21 protein-coding genes are annotated in these 24,687 nt (G+C 58.7%); 17 read left to right on the top strand and 4 right to left on the bottom strand.

The annotated features are described in order from the left end of the window. Together yfbR and KHA73_RS16660 are read right to left on the bottom strand one after the other, a co-directional pair. Complete coding sequence (gene yfbR / locus KHA73_RS16665; protein ID WP_234585495.1) at window positions 1–600, bottom strand: 5'-deoxynucleotidase; 600 nt, start codon at window positions 598–600, stop codon at window positions 1–3. Window positions 601–711: 111 nt separating this feature from the next. Then, window positions 712–1,926 carry a pyridoxal phosphate-dependent aminotransferase gene (locus KHA73_RS16660; protein WP_234585494.1) on the bottom strand — a complete coding sequence of 405 codons (1,215 nt, stop codon included), beginning with the start codon at window positions 1,924–1,926 and terminating at the stop codon, window positions 712–714. A gap of 851 nt (window positions 1,927–2,777) precedes the next feature. Between KHA73_RS16660 and lrhA the strand changes: the two genes are divergently transcribed. From lrhA to nuoN, 14 genes are all read left to right on the top strand, one after another. Beyond that, window positions 2,778–3,713: a transcriptional regulator LrhA gene (lrhA, locus tag KHA73_RS16655; protein WP_234585493.1), complete on the top strand. Its 936-nt coding sequence runs from the start codon at window positions 2,778–2,780 to the stop codon at window positions 3,711–3,713. Between the two features lie 712 nt (window positions 3,714–4,425). Further along, a complete protein-coding gene (locus KHA73_RS16650; protein WP_234585492.1) occupies window positions 4,426–4,863 on the top strand; it encodes an NADH-quinone oxidoreductase subunit A in 438 nt (145 codons plus the stop codon). A gap of 15 nt (window positions 4,864–4,878) precedes the next feature. Further along, on the top strand, window positions 4,879–5,553 hold the full coding sequence (locus KHA73_RS16645) for a NuoB/complex I 20 kDa subunit family protein (RefSeq protein ID WP_004936039.1): 675 nt from the start codon (window positions 4,879–4,881) through the stop codon (window positions 5,551–5,553). Between the two features lie 96 nt (window positions 5,554–5,649). Next, on the top strand, window positions 5,650–7,446 hold the full coding sequence (nuoC, locus tag KHA73_RS16640) for an NADH-quinone oxidoreductase subunit C/D (protein WP_261232419.1): 1,797 nt from the start codon (window positions 5,650–5,652) through the stop codon (window positions 7,444–7,446). A gap of 2 nt (window positions 7,447–7,448) precedes the next feature. After that, window positions 7,449–8,000: an NADH-quinone oxidoreductase subunit NuoE gene (gene nuoE / locus KHA73_RS16635; protein WP_234585491.1), complete on the top strand. Its 552-nt coding sequence runs from the start codon at window positions 7,449–7,451 to the stop codon at window positions 7,998–8,000. After that, entirely contained in the window at window positions 7,997–9,343 is a 1,347-nt protein-coding gene (gene nuoF, locus KHA73_RS16630) for an NADH-quinone oxidoreductase subunit NuoF (protein WP_234585490.1), read from the top strand. The genes nuoE and nuoF overlap by 4 nt, the downstream gene beginning before the upstream one ends. A gap of 78 nt (window positions 9,344–9,421) precedes the next feature. Beyond that, a complete protein-coding gene (gene nuoG / locus KHA73_RS16625; protein ID WP_234585489.1) occupies window positions 9,422–12,160 on the top strand; it encodes an NADH-quinone oxidoreductase subunit NuoG in 2,739 nt (912 codons plus the stop codon). Beyond that, entirely contained in the window at window positions 12,157–13,134 is a 978-nt protein-coding gene (gene nuoH / locus KHA73_RS16620) for an NADH-quinone oxidoreductase subunit NuoH (RefSeq protein WP_004936022.1), read from the top strand. Before nuoG ends, nuoH begins: the two co-directional genes overlap by 4 nt. 14 nt (window positions 13,135–13,148) lie before the next feature. Continuing rightward, on the top strand, window positions 13,149–13,691 hold the full coding sequence (gene nuoI, locus KHA73_RS16615; protein ID WP_061795803.1) for an NADH-quinone oxidoreductase subunit NuoI: 543 nt from the start codon (window positions 13,149–13,151) through the stop codon (window positions 13,689–13,691). 13 nt (window positions 13,692–13,704) lie between these two features. Beyond that, window positions 13,705–14,262, top strand: a complete 558-nt coding sequence (nuoJ, locus tag KHA73_RS16610; protein WP_234585488.1) for an NADH-quinone oxidoreductase subunit J — start codon at window positions 13,705–13,707, stop codon at window positions 14,260–14,262. After that, window positions 14,259–14,561 carry an NADH-quinone oxidoreductase subunit NuoK gene (gene nuoK / locus KHA73_RS16605; RefSeq protein ID WP_004936014.1) on the top strand — a complete coding sequence of 101 codons (303 nt, stop codon included), beginning with the start codon at window positions 14,259–14,261 and terminating at the stop codon, window positions 14,559–14,561. The genes nuoJ and nuoK overlap by 4 nt, the downstream gene beginning before the upstream one ends. After that, on the top strand, window positions 14,558–16,405 hold the full coding sequence (nuoL, locus tag KHA73_RS16600; RefSeq protein ID WP_234585487.1) for an NADH-quinone oxidoreductase subunit L: 1,848 nt from the start codon (window positions 14,558–14,560) through the stop codon (window positions 16,403–16,405). Before nuoK ends, nuoL begins: the two co-directional genes overlap by 4 nt. Window positions 16,406–16,620: 215 nt before the next feature. Then, window positions 16,621–18,150, top strand: a complete 1,530-nt coding sequence (nuoM, locus tag KHA73_RS16595) for an NADH-quinone oxidoreductase subunit M (protein WP_234585486.1) — start codon at window positions 16,621–16,623, stop codon at window positions 18,148–18,150. A 6-nt stretch (window positions 18,151–18,156) separates the two neighbouring features. After that, the gene (gene nuoN, locus KHA73_RS16590) at window positions 18,157–19,614 is read left to right on the top strand and encodes an NADH-quinone oxidoreductase subunit NuoN (RefSeq protein WP_234585485.1); all 1,458 of its coding nucleotides are present in this window, start codon (window positions 18,157–18,159) and stop codon (window positions 19,612–19,614) included. A gap of 67 nt (window positions 19,615–19,681) precedes the next feature. On the opposite strand, the gene KHA73_RS16585 is transcribed toward nuoN, so the two are convergent. After that, complete coding sequence (locus tag KHA73_RS16585) at window positions 19,682–20,554, bottom strand: LysR family transcriptional regulator (protein ID WP_234585484.1); 873 nt, start codon at window positions 20,552–20,554, stop codon at window positions 19,682–19,684. 264 nt (window positions 20,555–20,818) lie between these two features. Here KHA73_RS16585 and KHA73_RS16580 point away from each other — a divergent pair, with 264 nt between their 5' ends. Both KHA73_RS16580 and KHA73_RS16575 read left to right on the top strand, forming a co-directional pair. Then, complete coding sequence (locus KHA73_RS16580) at window positions 20,819–22,051, top strand: MFS transporter (RefSeq protein ID WP_234585483.1); 1,233 nt, start codon at window positions 20,819–20,821, stop codon at window positions 22,049–22,051. Window positions 22,052–22,186: 135 nt separating this feature from the next. Next, a complete protein-coding gene (locus tag KHA73_RS16575) occupies window positions 22,187–22,696 on the top strand; it encodes a DUF1097 domain-containing protein (protein ID WP_234585482.1) in 510 nt (169 codons plus the stop codon). Here the strand turns inward: KHA73_RS16575 and KHA73_RS16570 are convergent. Next, window positions 22,676–23,659 (bottom strand): LacI family DNA-binding transcriptional regulator, encoded by a 984-nt coding sequence (locus tag KHA73_RS16570; RefSeq protein WP_234585481.1) that lies wholly within the window; start codon window positions 23,657–23,659, stop codon window positions 22,676–22,678. The two genes, KHA73_RS16575 and KHA73_RS16570, sit on opposite strands and share 21 nt — an antisense overlap. Before the next feature lie 263 nt (window positions 23,660–23,922). Between KHA73_RS16570 and idnO the strand changes: the two genes are divergently transcribed. Next, window positions 23,923–24,687 (top strand): gluconate 5-dehydrogenase, encoded by a 765-nt coding sequence (gene idnO / locus KHA73_RS16565; RefSeq protein WP_234585480.1) that lies wholly within the window; start codon window positions 23,923–23,925, stop codon window positions 24,685–24,687.

Here is a 24,687-nt window from a genome sequence, read left to right as displayed (position 1 = left end):
TCACAGCGAGGCGTCAAGGCTGATTTCATCCAGCGACAGGCTGAAACTCGGGATAAACACCTCCATGAAGTAGTCCATTTCCGGGCTGCGGCGCTGCTGCAGGGTTTTGTCCAGCCGCGCCTTGGCCAGCGTGAATTCGTTATTGCCGGCGGACAGCTCTTCCAGACACTTCAGGTAGGCGCACAGCGCATCGGCCTGCTTCACCACCAGCTTTTCATCTTCGCTGTAGTAGTGCTCATCGAGAATCGAGCGAAAATCGTTGCGCAGCTCCGCCGGGATCATGTCCAGCAGCTTCTGCTGGGCGATCTTTTCGATCTTCTTGTACTCGTGGGCGATCTGCGGATTGTAGTACTTGATCGGCGTCGGCATGTCGCCGGTGATCACTTCGCTGGCGTCATGGTACATCGCCAATAGCGCGACCCGGTCGGCGTTCAGATTGCCATTGAATTTGCGGTTCTTGATCACCGCCAGCGCGTGGGCGACAAACGCCACCTGCAGGCTGTGCTCGGAGACGTTTTCGGTACGCACGTTGCGCATCAGCGGCCAGCGGTTGATCAGTTTCAGGCGGGACAGGTGGGCAAAGAAATGGCTCTGGCTCATGGTGCTCTCTTTTACAACGGCAAGTGAGGGCTCCATTGTGAAGCAGTGACCTGAAGTTATGCAACCGCAGCGTGTAGGAAAGGGCGCAGCAGGGTGCTGCGCCCGAGGCTATTACTGGCGATAGCTTTCCAGGAAGCGGCCCAGCTTGCCGACCGCCATTTCGAGCTCGTCCACGCGCGGCAGCGTGACGATGCGCACGTGGTCCGGATACGGCCAGTTGAAGGCGCTGCCCTGCACCAGCAGCACTTTTTCCTGCAGCAGCAGGTCCAGCACCATTTTCTGGTCATCGTGAATATTGAAGCGCTTGGCGTCGATGCGTGGGAACATATACAGCGCACCCTGAGGTTTCACGCAGGAAACGCCCGGGATGTCGTTGAGCAGTTCCCAGGTGCGGTTGCGCTGTTCATACAGGCGGCCGCCCGGCTGAATGAACTCGCTGATGCTCTGATAGCCGCCCAGCGCGGTCTGGATGGCGTGCTGCATCGGCACGTTGGCGCACAGGCGCATCGAGGCCAGCATTTCCAGCCCTTCAATGTAGCCCTTGGCGTGTTTTTTCGGCCCGTTGAGCACCATCCAGCCCTGGCGGAAGCCCGCCACGCGATAGGTCTTCGACAACCCGTTGAAGGTGACGGTCAGCAGGTCCGGCGCCAGCGCGGCGATCGAGTGATGCTCTGCTTCGTCATACAGGATCTTGTCGTAAATCTCGTCGGAGAAGATGATCAGATTGTGCTGGCGGGCGATCTCGACGATCTGTTCCAGCAAGGCTTTGCTGTAGACCGCGCCGGTCGGGTTGTTCGGGTTAATGATCACGATGCCGCGGGTGCGCGGGGTGATTTTGCTGACGATGTCGTCCAGATCGGGGAACCAGCCGGCCTGCTCGTCGCACAGGTAGTGCACCGCCTTGCCGCCGGAAAGCGACACTGCGGCGGTCCACAGCGGGTAATCCGGCGCCGGCACCAGCAGTTCGTCGCCGCTGTTGAGCAGCGCCTGCATGGATTGGACGATCAGTTCGGATACGCCGTTGCCAATGTAGATATCCTCAACGGTCACGTCACGCATGTTGCGCGCCTGGTAGTGCTGCATGATCGCCTTGCGCGCCGAGAAGAGCCCTTTGGAATCACAATAGCCTTGCGCCGTCGGCAAATTGCGGATCACGTCGACCAGGATTTCATCCGGGGCGTCGAAACCGAACGGGGCGGGGTTGCCGATGTTCAGTTTCAGGACTTTATTGCCTTCTTCTTCAAGACGTTTAGCTTCTTTGAGCACCGGGCCGCGAATGTCATAGCAGACGTTGTCCAGTTTGCTGGATTTCTCAATGGGGGACATAGAAAGTTGAGCCTTTTGCTGGGATAGGGGCGTTCCTACCGTGGAACGCCGCAACCCGCCCAATGTACTCCTGGCGCCGGTGCTTTTGAAGTGTCATGCACGCCTTTGGTGCAATAGCATGGCGCAAAGGGGAATTTTAGTGATGATAAACAAAGAGAAACTGTGTTTGTGGTCTATAATCCCTTCGTTTATCATTTTGTTGGTCGTTTGTTCTGGTTTTAGGGGGCGCAGGAGTTGCCGCTCCGCTTCCCGCCTGGCGGCATGCGGGCACTGATAAGCGGCGGGGGAGGATAGCGCCCGATAAACTGTAAAGAAATGATAATACCGGAGTAGTCTGATAGCGGGTTGACGTTCGCCTGCGCAGACTAAGCAAAAGGGTTAATTACATTAGCTGTGCTTTATCTTTCATCTTAAGAAATCTTTAAGTGAATTTCGGAATATTATTCATTAGGAAAATCTTACTGATTGAATTTATTAAAATCAGTCGAGAACGGACCGGATGATACGCGGCGGCCGCTTTATATTTCGGGCTCCAATATAGGCAGTCCTCACCTGATGCGTGGGGATCTCAGCAGCACGATTGGAGTGGAAATTAACCGGGGAGCATGAGTAAAATCTTTGGTCCGGTAAGAATTAAACACTTTTACTCGTATTAACCCACCGCGTTCTATAAGCATCTGCGATAGATCGCATTTTAAAAGGCGATAGAGGTAACGAAATATAAGTAATTTTTTTGCCCTCCACTAATGAGTGGGGTACTGTCATAAGAGGCATCGTCCCTTTTCAACGATGTCTTAGAAACACACCAGGGTAGTTTGTAAATTAGAATTTAAAAAAGTGAAGAATACACTATGACAACTGCAAATCGTCCGATACTTAATCTCGACCTCGATCTGCTAAGAACCTTTGTTGCTGTTGCTGATTTGAATACCTTTGCGGCGGCGGCAGTCGCCGTTTGTCGCACTCAATCAGCAGTTAGCCAGCAAATGCAGCGGTTAGAGCAACTGGTCGGTAAAGAGCTGTTTGCCCGCCATGGGCGTAACAAGCTATTGACTGAGCACGGTATTCAGCTTCTCGGCTATGCCAGGAAAATCCTGCGCTTTAACGACGAAGCCTGTACCTCTCTGATGTACAACAATATCAAGGGCGTTTTGACCATTGGCGCTTCAGACGATACCGCCGATACCATTTTGCCTTTCCTGCTGAACCGCGTGACCTCGATTTATCCCAAGCTGTCGATTGACGTACGGGTGAAACGCAGCCCGCAGATGGTCGACATGCTGAAAGACGGCGAGGTTGATCTGGCGATCACCACGGCTGACACCGAGGGGCATCCGCACATCGTGCTGCGCACCTCGCCGACGCTGTGGTATTGCGCGGCGGATTACCATTACCAGGCCGGCGAACCCGTTCCGCTGGTGGTGATGGATGAACCCAGCCCGTTCCGCACCATGGCTATCAAACATCTGGATGAGGCCGGCATTCCGTGGCGCATTGCCTACGTGGCTTCCACGCTGTCCGCCGTTCGCGCCGCTTGCAAGGCCGGCCTGGGCGTCACCGTGCGGCCTGTCGAGATGATGAGCCCCGATCTGCGGGTGCTGGGGGCGGCGGAGGGCTTGCCGGCTCTGCCGGATACCCAATACGCCCTGTGCAAGGACGCCCAGTGTGGCAACGAGCTGGCGATGGCCATCTTCAGCGCGATGCAGGGCGGCAACGACAGCTATAGCTTCAACGGGCCGGGCGGCGCTCTGCCGGACGACGCCAGTTTGGTCGACGAAGAAGAATAACGCTCCGGCGCGTTAAATCTGATGAGAAAACCTCTGCTTCGGCGGAGGTTTTTTTTTGCCGCGAATCAGCGGAAAGTGACATTTTTATGAACTTTGTTTTAATTTTATCGCGAGTTGGTTATTTGTTTAAGTTTTTGTCGTAATGAGAAACCGGGTTCTGCCCCTACGAGTTTGTTTTGTCTGTTTTTTGAACAGCCGGCGGAGCGGCGTAAAGACCTGGAAATAATATGGTTATTTTGTTAGGTTATGCCGAGCGTTTTTACGGCTGAATTTGACAAAAATTGTTAAAGGCCCACACTTTTTTTGAGGATTTATGCTGAAAACGTGTCCTGGATCAAAAAAATACCCCTAGGTAGTGAGTGGAAGAACAGGGAATTCCTGAGACAATGGTATAGTAAAACTGAAATATGCATGTTGGTTTATATCTATCTGTTTCTACACAAAAATTAACTGACACGATTTAGCCTAAGGCTGGCGCATCAAATGTTAATCAAATGATACGTATGTAAACTAGTGTGTAGATACTTTTGTCAAAGTTGACAAAAGGTTATAGAAAGGAGTAAAAAGCCCACAGTAAAACGCTGCCTAACTCGCTGTAAAAGCAGTTTGTTTGTGTGGTTAATTTATCCTTCCCTTAAATCGATGTGGTGCACTAACTGCCGGTTACAAGAGCAGAGCGATCGACGCCACTTTTGATGAGTAAGCATAGAGTATGTCAACAACCACTGAAGTTATCGCTCATCACTGGGCGTTCGCCGTATTTCTTGTCGTGGCTATCGGGCTCTGCGGCTTAATGCTGCTGGGTGCGTTCTTCCTGGGCGGGAGAGCCCGGGCGCGCGCCAAACACACCCCGTTCGAATCCGGGATCGACTCTGTCGGTACGGCGCGTATGCGTTTGTCCGCCAAGTTTTACCTGGTTGCCATGTTCTTCGTTATTTTCGATGTTGAAGCCTTATACCTGTATGCCTGGTCGGTCTCGGTTCGCGAGAGTGGCTGGGTAGGCTTTATCGAAGCCGCCATTTTCATTTTGGTGCTATTGGCGGGTCTGGTTTATCTGGTGCGCATCGGCGCGTTGGATTGGACTCCGGCGCGTTCTCGTCGCCAGAGCAAACCCAGCACTATCACTAACACCAACAGTCATCCGCAGTAACAGCGAGGCATTAAGATGGACTATACGCTCACCCGCATAGACCCGAACGGTGAGAACGACCGTTATCCCCTGCAAAAACAGGAGATCGTCGCCGATCCCCTGGAACAACAGGTCCACCGCACGGTTTACATGGGTAAACTCGAACATGCATTGCATGACATGGTGAACTGGGGGCGTAAAAACTCTATTTGGCCATATAACTTTGGCCTTTCGTGCTGTTACGTGGAGATGGTGACGTCGTTTACCGCCGTTCACGACGTGGCGCGTTTCGGCGCCGAAGTGTTGCGTGCATCGCCGCGTCAGGCTGACCTGATGGTGGTCGCCGGCACCTGCTTCACCAAGATGGCCCCGGTCATTCAGCGCCTGTACGAGCAGATGCTGGAACCCAAGTGGGTGATCTCGATGGGCGCCTGCGCCAACTCCGGCGGCATGTACGACATCTATTCCGTGGTGCAGGGCGTGGACAAGTTCCTGCCGGTCGACGTGTACATTCCCGGCTGTCCGCCGCGTCCGGAAGCCTACATGCAGGCGCTGATGCTGCTGCAGGAATCCATTGGCAAAGAACGCCGCCCGCTGTCGTGGGTTGTCGGCGATCAGGGCGTTTACCGCGCCAACATGCAGTCTGAAAGAGAGCGTAAACACGGCGAGCGCATCGCGGTGACCAACCTTCGGACGCCTGACGAGATTTAAGACGTTCATTTAACGTCCATCTTAGTGCGCTATTGGTTAACACAGCGAAAAGTGAAAATTGCGGCGAAATAACCCTTTAGTGTGGTGAAAAAAATTATGACAGATTTGACGACGCACGACGCCTTGCCGGCCTGGCAAACCCGAGATCACCTTGACGACCCGGTGATCGGCGAGCTGCGCAACCGCTTTGGGCCGGAAGCCTTTACTGTTCAGCCCACCCGTACCGGAATGCCCGTGGTATGGGTCAAACCTGACCAGTTGCTGGAAGTAATGACGTTCCTGAGAAAACAGCCGAAGCCTTACGTCATGCTGTTTGATCTGCATGGCGTGGACGAGCGTCTTCGCACCCACCGTGACGGTTTGCCCGCCGCGGATTTTTCTGTTTTCTATCATCTGATTTCCATCGAACGCAACCGCGACATCATGCTGAAAGTGGCGCTGTCTGAGAAAGACCTGCACGTGCCCACAGCCACCAGGGTTTTCCCGAACGCCAACTGGTATGAGCGTGAAACCTGGGAGATGTTCGGTATTACCTTCGACGGCCACCCGCACCTGTCGCGCATCATGATGCCGCAGACCTGGGAAGGCCACCCGCTGCGTAAAGACTACCCGGCGCGCGCCACCGAGTTCGATCCTTTCGTGTTGACCAAACAGAAAGAAGATCTGGAAATGGAATCGCTGACCTTCAAGCCGGAAGACTGGGGCATGAAGCGCGGCACCGAAAACGAGGACTTCATGTTCCTCAACCTCGGCCCTAACCACCCGTCGGCGCACGGGGCATTCCGCATCATTCTGCAGCTGGACGGCGAAGAGATCGTCGACTGCGTGCCTGACATCGGCTACCACCACCGCGGCGCCGAAAAAATGGGCGAGCGCCAGTCCTGGCACAGCTACATTCCGTACACCGACCGCATCGAGTACCTCGGCGGCTGCGTGAACGAGATGCCTTACGTGCTGGCGGTCGAGAAGCTGGCCGGCATCAAGGTACCGGAGCGCGTCGACACCATCCGCGTGATGCTGTCCGAACTGTTCCGCATCAACAGCCACCTGCTGTACATCAGCACCTTCATTCAGGACGTCGGCGCCATGACCCCGGTGTTCTTCGCCTTTACCGATCGTCAGAAAATTTACGATCTGGTGGAAGCGATTACCGGTTTCCGTATGCACCCGGCCTGGTTCCGCATCGGCGGCGTCGCCCACGACCTGCCGCGCGGCTGGGATCGCCTGCTGCGCGAGTTCCTCGAGTGGATGCCGAAGCGCCTGGACTCTTACGTCAAGGCGGCGCTGAAGAACAGCATTCTGAAAGGCCGTTCCGTCGGCGTGGCGTCTTATAACGCCAAAGAAGCGCTGGAGTGGGGCGTGACCGGCGCCGGCCTACGCGCTACCGGCATCGAGTTTGACGTACGTAAATGGCGCCCGTACTCCGGCTACGAGAATTTCGATTTCGAAATCCCGGTCGGCGACGGCAACAGCGACTGCTATACCCGCGTGATGCTGAAGGTGGAAGAGCTGCGCCAGAGCCTGCGCATCCTCGAGCAGTGCCTGAACAACATGCCGGAAGGCCCGTTCAAGGCCGATCACCCGCTGACCACGCCGCCGCCGAAAGAGCGTACGTTGCAGCATATTGAAACGCTGATCACCCACTTCCTGCAGGTTTCCTGGGGCCCGGTGATGCCAGCCAACGAATCATTCCAGATGATTGAAGCCACCAAAGGGATCAACAGCTACTACCTGACCAGCGACGGCAGCACCATGAGCTACCGCACCCGGGTACGTACGCCAAGCTTTGCGCACCTGCAGCAGATCCCGTCGGTAATCCGTGGCAGCCTGGTCTCCGACCTGATCGTCTATCTGGGTAGTATCGATTTTGTTATGTCAGATGTGGACCGCTAATTATGCACTCTCAAAAAGACAATCACGCGAGTCACGATGCGCTTGAGCCCATCAATGCAGCCGCTCCTCAGAGCGGCGTTGATGCATTTGAGCTGAGTGCGGAAGAACGTGATGCGATCGAGCATGAAAAGCACCATTACGAGGATCCGCGCGCCGCTTCCATCGAAGCACTGAAAATTGTGCAGAAGAAACGCGGCTGGGTTCCGGACGGTGCGATTTACGCCATCGCAGAAGTGCTGGGCATCCCTGCCAGCGACGTAGAAGGCGTGGCCACGTTCTACAGCCAGATTTTCCGTCAGCCGGTAGGACGTCACGTGATCCGTTATTGTGACAGCGTTGTTTGTCACATCACCGGTTACCAGGGCATTCAGGCCGCCATTGAGAAGAAGCTGAACATCAAGCCGGGTCAAACCACCTTTGATGGCCGCTTCACTCTGCTGCCGACCTGCTGCCTGGGTAACTGCGATAAAGGGCCAACCATGATGATTGATGAGGACACTCACAGTCAGCTGAAGCCTGAAGATATCGAGACGCTACTGGAGCAGTATCAATGATTAAAGACATTGTACGCACTCCCGAAACGCATCCGCTGACCTGGCGCCTGCGCGATGACAAACAGCCGCTGTGGCTGGATGAATATCGCAGCAAGAACGGCTATGCCGGTGCGGAAAAAGCCCTCAAGGGCCTGGCCCCGGACGAGATCGTCAACCTGGTGAAAGACTCCGGGTTGAAAGGCCGCGGCGGTGCAGGCTTCTCCACCGGTTTGAAGTGGAGCCTGATGCCGAAAGACGAGTCCATGAACATCCGTTACCTGCTGTGTAACGCCGATGAAATGGAGCCGGGCACCTATAAAGACCGTCTGCTGATGGAACAGCTGCCGCACCTGCTGGTGGAAGGCATGCTGATCTCCGCGTTCGCGCTGAAGGCTTACCGCGGTTACATCTTCCTGCGCGGCGAATACGTCGAAGCGGCGGTGCACCTGCGCCGCGCCATCGCGGAAGCCACAGAAGCGGGCTACCTGGGCAAGAACATTCTCGGCACCGGCTTTGATTTCGAGCTGATCGTTCACACCGGCGCCGGCCGCTATATTTGCGGCGAAGAAACCGCCCTGATCAACTCGCTGGAAGGCCGCCGCGCCAACCCGCGTTCCAAGCCGCCATTCCCGGCCACCGCCGGCGCCTGGGGCAAGCCGACCTGCGTCAACAACGTGGAAACGCTGTGCAACGTGCCGGCCATTCTGGCCAACGGCGTTGAGTGGTACACCGGCATCTCCGGCAGCGAAGACAAAGGCACCAAGCTGATGGGCTTCTCCGGCCGGGTGAAAAACCCGGGGGTCTGGGAACTGCCGTTCGGCACTACCGCACGCGAGATCCTCGAAGACTACGCCGGCGGTATGCGCGACGGCCTGCGCTTTAAAGCCTGGCAACCGGGCGGCGCGGGCACCGACTTCCTGACCGCCGATCACCTCGATCTGCCGATGGAGTACGGCGCAATCGGCAAGGCCGGCAGCCGTTTGGGCACCGCGCTGGCGATGGCGGTAGACCACGAAATCGGCATGGTTCCGCTGGTGCGCAACCTGGAAGAGTTCTTCTCCCGCGAGTCCTGCGGCTGGTGTACGCCATGCCGCGACGGCCTGCCGTGGAGCGTGAAGATCCTGCGCGCGTTGGAAAACGGCGAAGGGCAGCCGGGGGATATCGAAACCCTCGAGCAGCTGTGCCGTTCCCTCGGCCCGGGCAAAACCTTCTGCGCCCATGCGCCAGGTGCCGTAGAGCCACTGCAAAGCGCGATTAAATATTTCCGTGAAGAGTTCGAAGCGGGTATTGCCGTTAAGCACTACAGCAACGCACATGCGATTGGCGGCATTCAGCCGAACAACCTGCTGAAGCAACGCTGGTAAGCCGGCTAGCCCGCAACACGGCCAGAATTTTTGATTAACAGCTCATCGTAAGATGGGCCACTTGGAAGCATGCTGACTATGGCTACGATTCATGTAGACGGCAAAGAATACGACGTAGACGGAGCGGACAACCTGTTGCAGGCCTGTCTCTCCCTCGGGCTCGATATTCCTTACTTTTGCTGGCACCCGGCGCTGGGAAGCGTCGGCGCTTGCCGCCAATGTGCGGTAAAGCAATACCAAAACGCGGAAGATACGCGTGGCCGTTTGGTGATGTCCTGTATGACACCGGCATCCGATGGAACCTTTATTTCCATCGACGATGGCGAAGCGAAACAGTTCCGCGAGAGCGTGGTCGAGTGGTTGATGACCAACCACCCGCACGACTGTCCGGTCTGTGAGGAAGGCGGTAACTGTCACCTGCAGGATATGACGGTAATGACCGGCCACAGCTTCCGTCGCTACCGCTTCACCAAGCGCACGCACAACAACCAGGAGCTGGGGCCGTTTATCTCGCACGAGATGAACCGCTGCATCGCCTGCTACCGCTGCGTGCGTTACTACAAAGACTACGCGGACGGCACCGACTTCGGCGTTTACGGCGCGCACGACAACGTCTACTTCGGCCGTCCGGAAAGCGGCACGCTGGAAAGCGAGTTCTCCGGCAACCTGGTGGAAGTCTGCCCGACCGGCGTATTCACCGACAAGACGCATTCCGAACGCTACAACCGTAAATGGGACATGCAGTTTGCGCCAAGCATCTGCCAGCAGTGCAGCATCGGTTGCAACACCAGCCCGGGCGAGCGCTATGGCGAGCTGCGCCGCATCGAGAACCGTTACAACGGCAGCGTGAACCACTACTTCCTGTGCGACCGCGGCCGCTTCGGCTACGGCTACGTCAACCAGAAGGATCGTCCGCGTCAGCCGCAGCAGCTGCGCGGCAACGACTGGATCACCCTCAACGCCGAACAGGCGATGCAGGGCGCTGCGGACATCCTGCGTCAGGCGAAGAAAACCATCGGCATCGGCTCCCCGCGCGCCAGCCTGGAAAGCAACTTCGCGCTGCGCGAGCTGGTCGGCGCCGAGAACTACTACACCGGCATCGCTCAGGCCGAGCAGTCGCGCCTGGCGCTGATGCTGAACGTGCTGAAAAACGGCGGCGTTCATACCCCGGCGCTGCGTGAAATCGAAGATTACGACGCGGTGTTGGTGCTGGGTGAAGATCTGACCCAAACCGGCGCGCGCATCGCGCTGTCGGTGCGCCAGGCCGTCAAGGGCAAGGCCCGCGCGATGGCGGCGGCGCAACGCGTTGCCGACTGGCAGATCGCGGCGGTGCAGAACATCGGTCAGCACGCCAAGTATCCGCTGTTCACCACCAACGTCGACAACACCCGCCTCGACGACATCGCCGCGTGGAACTACCGCGCGCCGGTCGATGAGCAGGCGCGCTTCGGCTTCGCCATCGCCCATGCGCTGGATAACGCGGCGCCGGCGGTGAACTCGCTGGCCGAAGGCCTGAACAAGAAAGTCGACATCATCGTGCAGGCGCTGACCGGCGCTCGCAAACCGCTGATCGTCACCGGCAGCAACGCCGGCAGCGAAGCCATCATCGAAGCGGCGGCCAACATCGCCAAGGCGTTGAAAGGCCGCGGTTCTGACGTCGGCATCACCTTCGTAGCGGGCGCGGCCAACAGCATGGGCCTGGCGATGATCGGCGGCGGTTCGCTCGATCAGGCGCTGGAACAGCTGGCCAGCGGCGCAGCCGACACCGCCATCGTGATGGAGAACGATCTCTATCGCCATGCGCCGGCGGAGAAAGTGGACGCCGCGCTGGCCAAGGTCAGCAACCTGATCGTTGCCGATCATCAGCGCACCGCCATCATGGACAAGGCCAACCTGATCCTGTCGGCGGCCAGCTTCGCCGAAAGCGACGGCACGCTGATCAACCAGGAAGGCCGCGCGCAGCGCTTCTTCCAGGTGTACGATCCGGCCTATTACGATGACGCCAAAAAGAATCAGTTCACCGTGATGCTGGAAAGCTGGCGCTGGATGCACTCGCTGCACTCCACCTACACCAGCCGCCACGTGGACTGGACCCAGCTCGACGACGTGATCGCCGCCTGCGTCGAGGCGTTGCCGCAGCTGCAGGCCATCGTCGACGCGGCGCCGGACGCGACCTTCCGCATCCGCGGCCAGAAGCTGGCGCGTTCTCCGCACCGCTCCAGCGGCCGCACCGCCATGCGCGCCAACATCAGCGTGCACGAGCCGCGTCAGCCGCAGGATAAAGACACCATGTTCGCCTTCTCGATGGAAGGGAACAACAGCCCGCTGGCCGATCGTCAGCAGATCCCGTTCGCCTGGGCGCCAGGCTGGAACTCACCGCAGGCATGGAACAAGTTCCAGGCCGAAGTGGGCGGCAAGCTGCGCCACGGCGATCCGGGCGTACGCCTGATCGAAGCGGGGGAGGGCAGCCTGGATTACTTCACCGAGGTGCCTGCCGCCTTTAATCCGGCCGAAGGCTGGCGCGTCGCGCCTTACTACCACCTGTTCGGCAGCGATGAAATGTCGCAGCGCTCCAGCGTTATCCAGCAGCGCATGCCGGAAGCCTACGTGATGGTCAACCCGGCCGACGCCGCTGCGCTTGGCGTGAATGCCGGCGCATTGGTGGAGTTCAGCTGTGCGGGCCAGACGCTGCGTCTGCCGGTGCGCCTGAGCGAAACCCTGAGCCAGGGCCAGGTTGGTTTGCCGCTCGGCTTGCCAGGGATCCCGCCGATTTTGGTGGGTGCAACGGTTGAAAATCTGCGGGAGGCGGCACGATGAGCTGGTTTACCCCTGAGGTGATCGACATTCTGATCGCCATTCTTAAAGCGGTAGTGATCCTGCTGGTGGTCGTGGCCTGCGGCGCATTCATGAGCTTCGGCGAACGCCGTCTGCTCGGCCTGTTCCAGAACCGCTACGGACCTAACCGCGTCGGCTGGGGCGGCTCGCTGCAGCTGGTCGCCGACATGATCAAAATGTTCTTCAAGGAAGACTGGGTACCGAGATTCTCCGACCGGGTGATCTTCACCCTGGCGCCGATGATCGCCTTTACTTCCCTGTTGCTGGCATTCGCCATCGTGCCGGTCAGCCCGACCTGGGCGGTGTCCGATCTCAACATCGGTATTTTGTTCTTCCTGATGATGGCCGGCCTGGCGGTATACGCCGTGCTGTTCGCCGGTTGGTCGAGCAACAACAAATACTCGCTGTTGGGCGCGATGCGCGCCTCCGCGCAAACCCTGAGCTATGAAGTGTTCATCGGCCTGTCGCTGATGGGCGTGGTGATGCAGGCTGACTCGTTCAACATGCAGGCCATCGTTGAATCTCAGGCGCACGTCTGGAACGTCATTCCGCAGTTCTTCGGCTTCGTGACCTTTGCGATTGCCGGGGTTGCGGTGTGTCACCGCCACCCGTTTGACCAACCGGAAGCCGAGCAGGAACTGGCCGACGGTTACCACATCGAATATTCCGGCATGAAGTTCGGTCTGTTCTTCGTGGGGGAATACATCGGTATCGTCACCGTGTCCGCCCTGATTGTGACGTTGTTCTTCGGCGGCTGGCAGGGTCCGTTCCTGCCGCCATTCATCTGGTTCGCACTGAAAACGGCCTTCTTCATGATGATGTTCATTCTGATTCGTGCTGCCTTGCCGCGCCCGCGCTACGACCAGGTGATGTCTTTCGGCTGGAAAGTGTGCCTGCCGCTGACGCTGCTGAACCTGCTGGCAACCGCCGCGGTCATTTTGTACAACGCTCAATAAGGGGTGAATAAACCATGACATTGAAAGAGTTATTGGTTGGTTTCGGCACCCAGGTGCGCAGCATTTGGATGATTGGCATGCATGCCTTCGCCAAGCGCGAAACCCAGATGTATCCGGAAGAACCGGTTTACCTGCCGCCGCGCTACCGCGGCCGCATCGTGCTGACGCGCGATCCGGACGGCGAAGAGCGCTGCGTCGCCTGTAACCTGTGTGCGGTTGCCTGCCCGGTCGGCTGTATCTCGCTGCAAAAAGCAGAACAGAAAGACGGCCGTTGGTATCCGGAATTCTTCCGCATCAACTTCTCGCGCTGCATCTTCTGCGGCCTGTGCGAAGAAGCTTGCCCGACCACCGCTATCCAGCTGACGCCGGATTTCGAACTGGGCGAGTACAAGCGTCAGGATCTGGTGTACGAAAAAGAAGATCTGTTGATCTCGGGGCCGGGTAAATATCCGGAATATAACTTCTACCGGATGGCCGGTATGGCGATTGACGGCAAAGCCAAGGGCGAAGCCGAAAACGAAGCCAAACCGATCGACGTCAAAGGTCTGTTGCCCTAAGGAGCCAGCAAGCATGGAAATTGCATTTTATCTGGCAGGTTTGATTGCGGTGGTCGCGACGATCCGCGTGATCACCCATACCAACCCTGTACATGCGCTGCTGTATCTGATCGTCTCGTTGTTGGCGATCTCGGCAGTTTTCTTCTCCCTCGGCGCCTACTTTGCCGCCGCGCTGGAAATCATCGTTTATGCGGGCGCCATCATGGTGTTGTTCGTGTTCGTGGTGATGATGCTGAACCTCGGCAACGTGCAGCAGCAAGAACGCGACTGGATGAAGCCGACGGTGTGGATCGGGCCTGGCCTGATGTCGCTGGCGTTGCTGGTGGTGCTGATTATCGCTATCCGCAGCGTATCCGATCAGGGTATCAGCGGCGAGATGGTGGACGCGAAGGCGGTAGGCATCAGCCTGTTCGGTCCTTACGTGTTGGCGGTTGAGCTGGCTTCAATGCTGCTGTTGGCGGGTCTGGTTGTCGCCTTCCATATCGGCCGTGAGCATAAGCCTGGCGAGGTGCTGAGCAACGCGCCGGCGAGTGGCGAAATGGCGAGAAGAAAATCGGAGGAGCAAGCATGATCCCTCTTCAACACGGCCTGATCCTGGCGGCTATCCTGTTTGTGCTCGGGCTGACCGGGCTGCTGGTGCGCCGCAACCTGCTGTTTATGCTGATCAGTCTGGAAGTGATGATCAACGCCGCGGCGTTGGCGTTTATCGTGGCGGGAAGCTATTGGGGCCAGGCGGACGGGCAGGTGATGTACATCCTGGCGATCAGCCTGGCGGCAGCCGAGGCCAGTATCGGCCTGGCGCTGTTGCTGCAGCTCTACCGTCGTCGTCATACCCTGAATATTGATACTGTCAGTGAGATGCGCGGATGAACCTATTATATTTAACAATTCTGCTACCGCTGATCGGGTTCCTGCTGTTGGCATTTTCCCGCGGTCGCTGGTCCGAGAACACCTCGGCAACCGTCGGCGTGGGCTCTATCGGCCTGGCTGCGCTGGTGACGGTTCATGTGGCGATGGACTTCTTCGCCCAGAAGGCCGCCGGCGTACAGCTGTTCGAACAAAGCCTGTGGACCTGGATGTCGGTCGGCAATTTCAATATCGGCGTAACCCTGACGCTGGACGGCCTGTCGCTGACCATGCTGTCGGTAGTGACCGGCGTCGGCTTCTTCATCCACATGTTCGCCTCCTGGTACATGCGCGGTGAAGAGGGCTACTCGCGCTTCTTCGCCTACACCAACCTGTTTATCGCCAGCATGGTGGTATTGGTGCTGGCGGACAACCTGTTGCTGATGTACCTGGGTTGGGAAGGCGTGGGCCTGTGCAGCTACCTGCTGATCGGTTTCTACTACAAGGATCCGGCCAACGGCGCGGCGGCGATGAAAGCCTTCATCGTGACCCGCGTCGGCGACGTGTTCCTGGCGTTCGCGCTGTTCATTCTCTACAACGAGCTGGGCACCCTGAACATCCGTGAACTGATGATCCTGGCACCGCAAAAGCTGGCGGTAGGGGATACGGCCATCACCTGGGCGACCCTGATGCTGCTGGGCGGCGCGGTCGGTAAATCGGCGCAGCTGCCGTTGCAAACCTGGCTGGCGGACGCGATGGCGGGCCCAACGCCGGTTTCCGCTCTGATCCACGCGGCGACCATGGTGACCGCGGGCGTTTACCTGATTGCCCGCACGCACGGCCTGTTCCTGATGGCGCCGGAAGTGCTGCACCTGGTGGGCATCGTCGGTGCGGTGACCCTGCTGCTGGCCGGCTTCGCCGCGCTGGTGCAGACCGACATCAAACGCGTGCTCGCTTACTCCACCATGAGCCAGATTGGCTACATGTTCCTGGCGCTGGGCGTGCAGGCGTGGGACGCGGCGATCTTCCACCTGATGACCCACGCGTTCTTCAAGGCGCTGCTGTTCCTGTCGTCCGGTTCGGTGATCCTGGCCTGCCACCACGAGCAGAACATCTTCAAGATGGGCGGCCTGCGCAAGAGCATCCCGCTGGTTTACGTCTGCTTCCTGGTGGGCGGCGCGGCGCTGTCGGCCTTGCCGCTGATTACCGCCGGCTTCTTCAGTAAGGATGAGATCCTGGCGGGCGCGATGGCCAACGGCCACATCAACCTGATGATTGCCGGTCTGGTCGGTGCGTTCATGACCTCGCTGTACACCTTCCGCATGATTTTCATCGTGTTCCACGGCGAAGAGAAAATCAAAGCGCATGCCGGTAAAGGCATCACTCACCACCTGCCGCTGCTGGTTCTGCTGGTGCTGTCCACCTTCGTCGGCGCGATGATCGTGCCGCCGCTGCAGGGCGTACTGCCGGACACCACCGAGCTGGCGCACGGCAGCGTGCTGCAGCTGGAGATCGCTTCCGGCGTGGTGGCTATCGTCGGCATCCTGCTGGCGGCCGCACTGTGGCTGGGCAAACGCAGCCTGGTCACCCGCATCGCCAACAGCGCGCCGGGCCGCTTCTTCTCGACCTGGTGGTTCCATGCCTGGGGCTTCGACTGGCTGTACGACAAAGTCTTCGTCAAACCTTATCTGGGCATTGCGAAGCTGTTGCAGCGCGATCCGCTGAACTCGCTGATGAACCTGCCGGCCATCTTCTCCCGCTGGGGGAACCGTGGCCTGACGGTGAGCGAGAACGGCCAGGTGCGTTGGTATATAGCGTCTATGGGTGTGGGTGCAGTGGTCGTATTGGCTCTGTTGATTTTGGTTTAACAGAACAATTCGAATACGGTTATCGGGCGTAGCGCTCCTTATAATCAGCGCTATGTACAATGTTTTTGCTTTATACCTAAGGATTTCGAGTTGTGGCCAGGCGGCAAGTGCGTGAATCCCCGGGAGCTTACGGTAGTAAGTGACCGGGGTGAGCGAACGTAGCCAACGACGCCACAGCGTGAAAGACAACGGTAGAATAAGGGACACAAAACGCCATGCTATTACCTTGGCTAATTCTTATCCCCTTTATCGGCGGTCTGCTGTGCTGGCAGCTGGAGCGCTTCGGTACAAAGGTGCCGCGCTGGATAGCGTTGATCGCAATGGGGCTGACGTTGGCGCTTTCTCTGCAGCTGTGGTTGCAGGGTGGCTACACATTGACCACGCCGAAAGGCATTCCGCAATGGCAGAGCGAGTTCCTGTTGCCGTGGATCCCGCGCTTTGGCATTTCCATCCACCTGGCGCTGGACGGCCTGTCGCTGCTGATGGTGGTGCTGACCGGCCTGCTGGGCGTGCTGGCGATCCTCTGTTCCTGGCGTGAAATCCAGAAATATCAGGGCTTCTTCCACCTCAACCTGCTGTGGATCCTGGGCGGCGTTATCGGCGTGTTCCTCGCCATCGACATGTTCCTGTTCTTCTTCTTCTGGGAAATGATGTTGGTGCCGATGTACTTCCTGATAGCCCTGTGGGGTCACAAGGCGTCGGACGGTAAAACCCGCATCACCGCGGCCACCAAGTTCTTCATCTACACCCAGGCCAGCGGTCTGGTGATGTTGATTGCGATCCTGGGCCTGGTGTTCGTGCACTACAACGCCACCGGCGTGTGGACCTTCGATTACGAAGACCTGCTGCAAACCCCGATGTCCCATAACGTGCAGTATCTGCTGATGCTGGGCTTCTTCATCGCCTTCGCGGTGAAAATGCCGGTGGTGCCGCTGCATGGCTGGCTGCCTGACGCGCACAGCCAGGCGCCGACCGCCGGTTCCGTCGATCTGGCGGGGATCTTGCTGAAAACCGCGGCCTACGGCCTGCTGCGTTTCAGCCTGCCGCTGTTCCCGGAAGCTTCGCACGAGTTTGCGCCAATCGCCATGTGGCTGGGCGTGATCGGCATCTTCTACGGCGCCTGGATGGCGTTCGCGCAGACCGACATCAAGCGTCTGATCGCCTACACCTCGGTTTCTCACATGGGCTTCGTGCTGATCGCCATCTACACCGGTAGCCAGCTGGCTTACCAGGGGGCGGTGATCCAGATGATCGCGCACGGCCTGTCCGCCGCCGGCATGTTCATCATCTGCGGCCAGCTGTACGAGCGTCTGCATACTCGCGACATGCGTCAGATGGGCGGCCTGTGGGGGCGTATCAAGTACATTCCCGCGCTGTCGCTGTTCTTCGCCGTGGCGACGCTGGGGATGCCGGGCACCGGTAACTTCGTCGGTGAGTTCATGATCCTGTTCGGCAGCTACCAGGTGGTGCCGGTGATCACCGTGATCTCTACCTTCGGTCTGGTGTTTGCTTCGGTTTACTCGTTGATCATGATGCAGCGCGCCTACTACGGCAAAGCCAAATCTGACCAACCGTTGCCGGGCATGACCGCGCGCGAACTGTTCATCATTCTGCTGTTGGTGGTGTTGCTGGTTCTGCTGGGGTTCTACCCGCAGCCGATTCTGGATACTTCACATGCGGCGATGAGCAACGTGCAACACTGGTTTGGTTCGTCAGTTTCAGCAATTTCAACAACAAGGCCGTAATTCGCCATGACAATAACTCCTCAACAACTGATCGCACTGTTGCCGCTGTTGATCGTCGGATTGACGGTGGTGGTTGTGATGCTAGGCATTGCGTGGCGACGCGACCACTTTATCAACGCCACCCTGACAGTGATCGGTCTCAACCTGGCGCTGCTTTCGCTGTACTTTGTCGGCCAGGCCGGCCCAATGGACGTCACCCCGCTGCTGCGGGTTGACGGTTACTCGATGTTCTATACCGGGCTGGTGCTGCTGGCGAGTCTGGCGACCTGTACCTTCGCCTACCCATGGCTGGTCGGTTACCCGGACAACCGCGAAGAGTTCTACCTGCTGGTGCTGATCGCCGCCATGGGTGGCATTCTGCTGGCGAGCGCCAACCATCTGGCCTCGCTGTTCATCGGTATCGAACTGATCTCGCTGCCGCTGTTCGGCCTGGTGGGCTATGCCTACCGCCAGAAACGTCCGCTGGAAGCCGCCATCAAGTACATGCTGCTGTCCGCCGCCGCCTCGTCATTCCTGCTGTTCGGCATGGCGCTGCTGTACGCTGAGTCCGGCGACCTGTCGCTGGCCGGCCTGGGCAAAAGCCTGCAGGAAAACATGATGCACCAGCCGCTGATCCTGGCCGGCATGGGCATGATGATCGTCGGTCTGGGCTTCAAGCTGTCGCTGGTGCCGTTCCAACTGTGGACGCCGGACGTGTATCAGGGGGCGCCTGCGCCGGTCTCGACCTTCCTGGCCACCGCCAGCAAGATTGCGATCTTCGCGGTAGTGATGCGCCTGTTCCTGTACGCCCCGGCGGCCGACAGCGAGGCGCTGCGCCTGGTGCTGTCGATCATCGCGTTCTGTTCTATCCTGTTCGGCAACCTGATGGCCATCAGCCAGACCAACATCAAGCGTCTGCTGGGTTACTCGTCTATCGCTCACCTGGGTTATCTGCTGGTGGCGCTGATTGCGGTGCAAACGCATCAGCTGTCGCTGGAAACCGCCGGGGTTTACCTGGCCGGTTACCTGTTCAGCAGCCTGGGCGCGTTCGGCGTGGTCAGCCTGATGTCCAGCCCGTACCGCGGGCCGGATGCGGATTCGCTGTTCTCCTACCGCGGCCTGTTCTGGCATAAGCCAATCCTGTCTGCGGTGATGACGGTGATGATGCTGTCGCTGGCCGGTATCCCGATGACTCTGGGCTTTATCGGCAAGTTCTTCGTGATTGCGATGGGCGTCAGCGCGCACCTGTGGTGGCTGACCGGCGCGGTTGTGGTGGGCAGTGCGATTGGCCTGTACTACTATCTGCGCGTAACCGTCAGCCTGTTCCTCAGCGCGCCGGAATCGCTGCAGCGCGATACCCCGAACAACTGGGCGTTGACCGCCGGCGGCGTGGTGGTGTTGATCTCCGCGGCGCTGGTGCTGCTGCTGGGGGTTTATCCGCAACCGCTGATTACCCTGGTGCAGATGGCACAGCCGATGTTCTGATACGGGTTCAGACGGTAAAAAGGTCGCTTCGGCGACCTTTTTTTATGCACAGAGAAAGGCGGGCGGTTCAGCCCTGAGGGTTTTCAAACGAAGTCTCCAGCGCCTGCACCACCGCGCGCACCCGGGCGGCGCGCTGCAGATCGGGGTGCAGCACCAGCCAGATATCCACCCAGTCCTTATTCTCCGGGAAGATGCGCACCAGGTCCGGATCCTTGTCCGCCAGGAAGGCGGAGAGCAGGCCGATGCCTAACCCATTGCGGGTGGCCGAGCGCAGCAGCAGCTGCGAATTGCACTGCAGCACCACGTTGGGGTCGAGAAGCGTTTCGCCGCAAAAATCGTTCCAGTGGCGCGGCACCAGCTCACGCGGGAACATCAGCAAATCATGACCGCGCAGATGATTGCCCTGGGTCGGCATGCCGTGCTTGTCGAGATAGCTTTGGGTCGCATACAGCCCCATTTCGATGGTGGCCATGCGCTTGATGATCAGCTCATCGGAATCCGGGCGTGCGCCACGGATCGCCAGATCGGCGCCGCGATAAGAGATATCGGAGATATTGACTGCCGTCAGCAGCGTGACGGTGATCAGCGGATACTGTTCCCGCAGCTGTTTCAATGCCGGAATGATGAAAGCTTCGGCCATGGTGTCGGTGGTGGCGATGCGCACGTTGCCGCGCAGGCTGTCGTCGCCGCTGGTGGCCTTGCGGCCAATCGCCTGCACCGCGTTTTCCATGTTCATTACGTCGGCCAGCATCTCCTCGCCCAGCGGGCTGAGGCAGAAGGATTTCGGCGTGCGGATAAAGAGTTTCGAGCCCAGCGCCTCTTCGAAGGCGGCGATGCGCCGCCCGACGGTAGCCTGGTCGACGTGCAGCTCATTGGCGGCCTTCCTTAAGGTGCCGCAGCGCGCGACGGCCAGAAAGAAGCGTGCATCATCCCAATTCATGGTGCCATTTCCTTTGTGTCGGCCTGTTGTTGGAGGGGGGGCCGCGATATGACGGTTATTTATTATGTTTCAGCCTGCGGGCAAATGCACCCACAGTAATGCCGGCCGGAGCCGGACGATGCATTAATGAATCACCCCGATGCATTCTTGGCTATGTTGGGCGCCAGCGGCGAGCAGTATGATAAACGCGTATCCCGATGCCGTGAGGTTTTCAGATCGGGTCATTGAGTCGAGGTTGCCGTCTGGCCCATTCGGGAGCAAAAAATGTCAGATATCCCCGCCGTGGATAAAACGCATTCGAATACGTCGCATTTTGCCATCCTGCTGTTCCTGGCGCTGGCGTTAATGTCGGCGCTGCTGAACAGCAGCGCGCCGACGCCGCTTTATCCGCACTATCAACATGAGCTGGGGCTGACTTCCGTCAGCCTGACGATGATCTACGGCGCCTATGCCGCCGGCGTGCTGATTTCGCTGTTCGGCGTGGGCAACATGGCCGGCAGGGTGAAAGATCTGCGCAGCATGATCGTACCGGCGCTGCTGGTGGTGCTGGCCGGCGCTTGGGTATTCGCGCTGGCGGATTCCTTCTTTATGATGCTGATGGCGCGGCTGCTGGCCGGGGTCGGCACCGGGGCGCTAACCGGCGCGGCGAACATTGCGCTGGTGCGTTTCGGGCCGCAGGACGGCGGCAAAAGCGCCGCCCTGATCGCCACCTTGTCCTTCACTACCGGTCTGGCGCTGGGGCCGATTTTTAGCGGTATCGCTTTGCAGACCGGCTTTCATACCACGTCGATGCCGTTCGTTATCATCATGGGCGTGGCCGCCGTCGCCGCCCTGGGCGTGATGCTCAAATGGCCGCCTGAGGCACGGGCTGAGCCGGTAGCGCACGCGTCTTTGGGTACCGCGGCAGAACCAAGCGCATTGGCGGATGGCCTGCGCGCCACCGGCGGCAAGTTCTTTCTGTGCGCCGCCGCGTTGTTCATCTGTTGGGCGGTGGCTGCCAGCATTCTGGCGATTGGCCCGAGCGTGGCGGAAAAACTTCTGGGGATGCGCAGCAGCGGCCTCTATGGCTACGTGATTGCGGTGTACCTGTTGATAGCCGGTATCAGTCAGATCCTCAGCCGCCGCATTAAGGCCCGCCGTTCGCTGCTGTTTGGCTGCCTGGCGCAGGCGCTGTCGGTGGCGGTATTCGCCGGGGCAATTCAGCTAGGTTCATCGGGGCTGGCCGCCGTGGGCATGGTGATTGCCGGTTATGCTTATGGCGCCATTTTCGTCGGCAGCGCCACCCTGGTGAACCTGATTTCACCCCAGGCCAGCCATGCGCGGTTGATATCCTTGTTTTACGTTATTGCTTACGTCGCCAACTGGGTGCCCATCCTGTTGGGGGCGGTGATCGACCACGCCGATCTGCGTCTGGCGGCCGATGCGCTGTTTCTGGCCAGCGCTGTGGTCTGTATAGCGTTGAGCGTTATGGTGACCCGCGCCGGTTTTCCTCGCTGAATGGTGGCTTTTTTGTGATATTAGGCACGTATTTGTAATTTCATTTTCTCTTATTGCATTATTTTTGTGATTGTCATCACTTGATTTTGCCGATTTTCGGGTAAACTGCGCGCTTTCTCTGCTGCGGGTCGGTTTATGAACGTTCTTTTCGCCATTGCTGTGACAACCGGGATCCTTTCCGGCGTTTGGGGTTGGGTGGCTGTCAGCCTGGGCCTGATCGGCTGGGCCGGTTTTCTCGGCTGCACCGCGTATTTCGCCTGCCCGCAGGGCGGGCTGAAAGGGTTGCTTATCAGCACGCTGACCTGCTGCAGCGGCGTATTCTGGGCAATGGCGATCGTTCACGGCAGCGAACTGGCGCCGGAATGGAACATGCTGGGTTACCTGCTGACCGGCGCAGTGGCTTTTCTGATGTGCATTCAGGCCAGGCAGCGGTGGTTGGGATTCGTGCCCGGCACCTTTATCGGCGCCTGCGCCACCTTCGCCGGCGGCGGCGACTGGCCGCTGGTGACGATGTCGTTGCTGGTGGGGCTGCTGTTCGGCTATGCGATGAAAAACAGCGGTCTGTGGCTGGCGGCGCGCAGCGAGAAGGCGCGGCGGCCTGAAGCGGTCAATCAAACCGCCGGGTCAAATGGTGCCGCCGAGTGAAATGCGGTAGTGCAAATCAACGCGTTCGATGCAGGGCACGCCGTTAACGCGTTTAAGCAGAATTTCGGTGGCCACCTTGCCCATATCAAAACGCGGGGTGATCACGCTGGCGATGCCCGGCGTGGTGGCCTGGCCGATGTCCAGGCCGTGGAAGCCCGACAGGGCGATATCCTGCGGCACCCGCAGCCCTAATCGCAGACAGGCCTGCAATACCCCCACCGCCAAATCGTCATTGGTGCACAGAATGCCGTCCAGTTCAGGGTAAAGCCGGCGCGCCATTGCCAGCATGTCGGCGCCGACCGAGACCGAAGATACCCGGTGCGGCGTAATCTGCCGCGGCGTCAGCCCCTGATTCTCCATGGCCCGGCAATAGCCCTGATAGCGCTTGTTGTCGCGCGCGTCCGACATCGCGCCGAAGTAGACCACCTGCCGCTTGCCGCTGGCGAGCAGCGCTTCGGTCATGTCGTAACCCGCCTGATAGTTGTCGAAGCCCACCGCAATGCGGCCCGGCGGCCCGTCCAAATCCATCACCTGCGCTACGGGGATCTTCGCCGCGGCGAGGAATTTTTCCGCCCGCAAAGTATGCGCCGAATCGGTGAGGATCAAACCGGCGATCGGGTAGGCCAACAGTTGGACGATGTGTTCTTCTTCGCGTTGTTGGCTGTAGTCGTAGTTCACCACCAGCGTTTGGTAGCCTTGCGCCAGCGCAATGGACTCGATGCCCGCCAGCAGATCGGCGAAAATCTGATTGTTGAAGGAAGGGATCAGCACGCCGATGCGCGGTTTTTGGCTGGCGCGCGCGTCATCGCCGTCGGTGAAGTTCACTTCTTGCATCACCTGGGCAATGCGCGCGGCGGTCTCGGCCGCCACTTTTTCCGGCGTTCGCAGATAGCGGCTGACCGTCATTTTGGTTACGCCGGCGAGCAGCGCAATATCCTGCAGCGTAACGCGTTGGTTTTTCATTTGGCGCCTTAACGGGCATGGCAATGGCGAATAGGCCATGTTAACAAATCGATCTGGTGATAACAATCGCCATGGGTAACTATAAAAATCATATAATTCAATAAGGTATTGGAGTTTTCCGGCAGGATTGACTGCGCGGCTTCACGTTAGGGGTAACAGGGTTTAGTAACATGATTTTAAGTGATCTTCCTCACGTTTTTACCGGTAACAATCCGGTGAGATAGGCGCTGATCCTATTCAGAATGAGATTGCCGGGGAAGGTTATGAACAATTTGTTTTCGCTGGATAATAAAAAAATACTGATAACCGGCGCCTCGCGCGGTATCGGTTTCTTGCTGGCGCGCGGTCTGGCGCAGTACGGCGCGCATATTTTGGTGAACGCCACTACCGAAGATAACGCGCTGCGCGCGGTCGATAGCCTGCGCAGCGAGGGGTTCAACGCCGACGCGGCGGCCTTCGACGTGACCGATACGCAGGCGATCCACGCCGCCATCGAACGCGTTGAAGAGCAGATCGGCGCGATCGACGTACTGATCAACAATGCCGGTATTCAGCGGCGCCATCCTTTTACCGAGTTCCCGGAAAAAGACTGGGACGACATTATCGCCGTTAACCAGAAGGCGGTATTTATGGTGTCGCAGGCCGTAGCGCGGCATATGGTTCGGCGCCAGAGCGGCAAGATAGTCAACATCGGTTCGATGCAAAGCGAGCTGGGGCGCGACACCATCACCCCTTACGCCGCTTCGAAGGGGGCGGTGAAAATGCTGACGCGCGGCATGTGCGTAGAGTTGGCGCGCTATAACATCCAGGTTAACGGCATCGCGCCCGGGTATTTCAAAACGGAAATGACCCAGGCGCTGGCCGACAATCAGGAGTTCACCGCCTGGCTGACCAAGCGCACCCCGGCGGCGCGCTGGGGCGATCCGCAGGAGTTGATCGGCGCGGCGGTATTCCTGTCTTCCAAAGCCTCCGATTTCGTTAACGGCCACCTGCTGTTTGTCGATGGCGGCATGTCTGCGGCGGTATAA

Origin of the sequence: Serratia entomophila (assembly GCF_021462285.1) — a bacterium.
In the GTDB taxonomy this organism is placed as follows: Bacteria; Pseudomonadota; Gammaproteobacteria; order Enterobacterales; family Enterobacteriaceae; genus Serratia; species Serratia entomophila.
This window is presented reverse-complemented; position numbering and strand designations above follow the sequence as displayed.

Coding starts and splice junctions, on each gene's coding strand:
- yfbR (WP_234585495.1), bottom strand. CDS start 600: ATGAGCCAGAGCCATTTCTTTGCCCACCTGTCCCGCCTGAAACTGATC.
- KHA73_RS16660 (WP_234585494.1), bottom strand. CDS start 1,926: ATGTCCCCCATTGAGAAATCCAGCAAACTGGACAACGTCTGCTATGAC.
- lrhA (WP_234585493.1), top strand. CDS start 2,778: ATGACAACTGCAAATCGTCCGATACTTAATCTCGACCTCGATCTGCTA.
- KHA73_RS16650 (WP_234585492.1), top strand. CDS start 4,426: ATGTCAACAACCACTGAAGTTATCGCTCATCACTGGGCGTTCGCCGTA.
- KHA73_RS16645 (WP_004936039.1), top strand. CDS start 4,879: ATGGACTATACGCTCACCCGCATAGACCCGAACGGTGAGAACGACCGT.
- nuoC (WP_261232419.1), top strand. CDS start 5,650: ATGACAGATTTGACGACGCACGACGCCTTGCCGGCCTGGCAAACCCGA.
- nuoE (WP_234585491.1), top strand. CDS start 7,449: ATGCACTCTCAAAAAGACAATCACGCGAGTCACGATGCGCTTGAGCCC.
- nuoF (WP_234585490.1), top strand. CDS start 7,997: ATGATTAAAGACATTGTACGCACTCCCGAAACGCATCCGCTGACCTGG.
- nuoG (WP_234585489.1), top strand. CDS start 9,422: ATGGCTACGATTCATGTAGACGGCAAAGAATACGACGTAGACGGAGCG.
- nuoH (WP_004936022.1), top strand. CDS start 12,157: ATGAGCTGGTTTACCCCTGAGGTGATCGACATTCTGATCGCCATTCTT.
- nuoI (WP_061795803.1), top strand. CDS start 13,149: ATGACATTGAAAGAGTTATTGGTTGGTTTCGGCACCCAGGTGCGCAGC.
- nuoJ (WP_234585488.1), top strand. CDS start 13,705: ATGGAAATTGCATTTTATCTGGCAGGTTTGATTGCGGTGGTCGCGACG.
- nuoK (WP_004936014.1), top strand. CDS start 14,259: ATGATCCCTCTTCAACACGGCCTGATCCTGGCGGCTATCCTGTTTGTG.
- nuoL (WP_234585487.1), top strand. CDS start 14,558: ATGAACCTATTATATTTAACAATTCTGCTACCGCTGATCGGGTTCCTG.
- nuoM (WP_234585486.1), top strand. CDS start 16,621: ATGCTATTACCTTGGCTAATTCTTATCCCCTTTATCGGCGGTCTGCTG.
- nuoN (WP_234585485.1), top strand. CDS start 18,157: ATGACAATAACTCCTCAACAACTGATCGCACTGTTGCCGCTGTTGATC.
- KHA73_RS16585 (WP_234585484.1), bottom strand. CDS start 20,554: ATGAATTGGGATGATGCACGCTTCTTTCTGGCCGTCGCGCGCTGCGGC.
- KHA73_RS16580 (WP_234585483.1), top strand. CDS start 20,819: ATGTCAGATATCCCCGCCGTGGATAAAACGCATTCGAATACGTCGCAT.
- KHA73_RS16575 (WP_234585482.1), top strand. CDS start 22,187: ATGAACGTTCTTTTCGCCATTGCTGTGACAACCGGGATCCTTTCCGGC.
- KHA73_RS16570 (WP_234585481.1), bottom strand. CDS start 23,659: ATGAAAAACCAACGCGTTACGCTGCAGGATATTGCGCTGCTCGCCGGC.
- idnO (WP_234585480.1), top strand. CDS start 23,923: ATGAACAATTTGTTTTCGCTGGATAATAAAAAAATACTGATAACCGGC.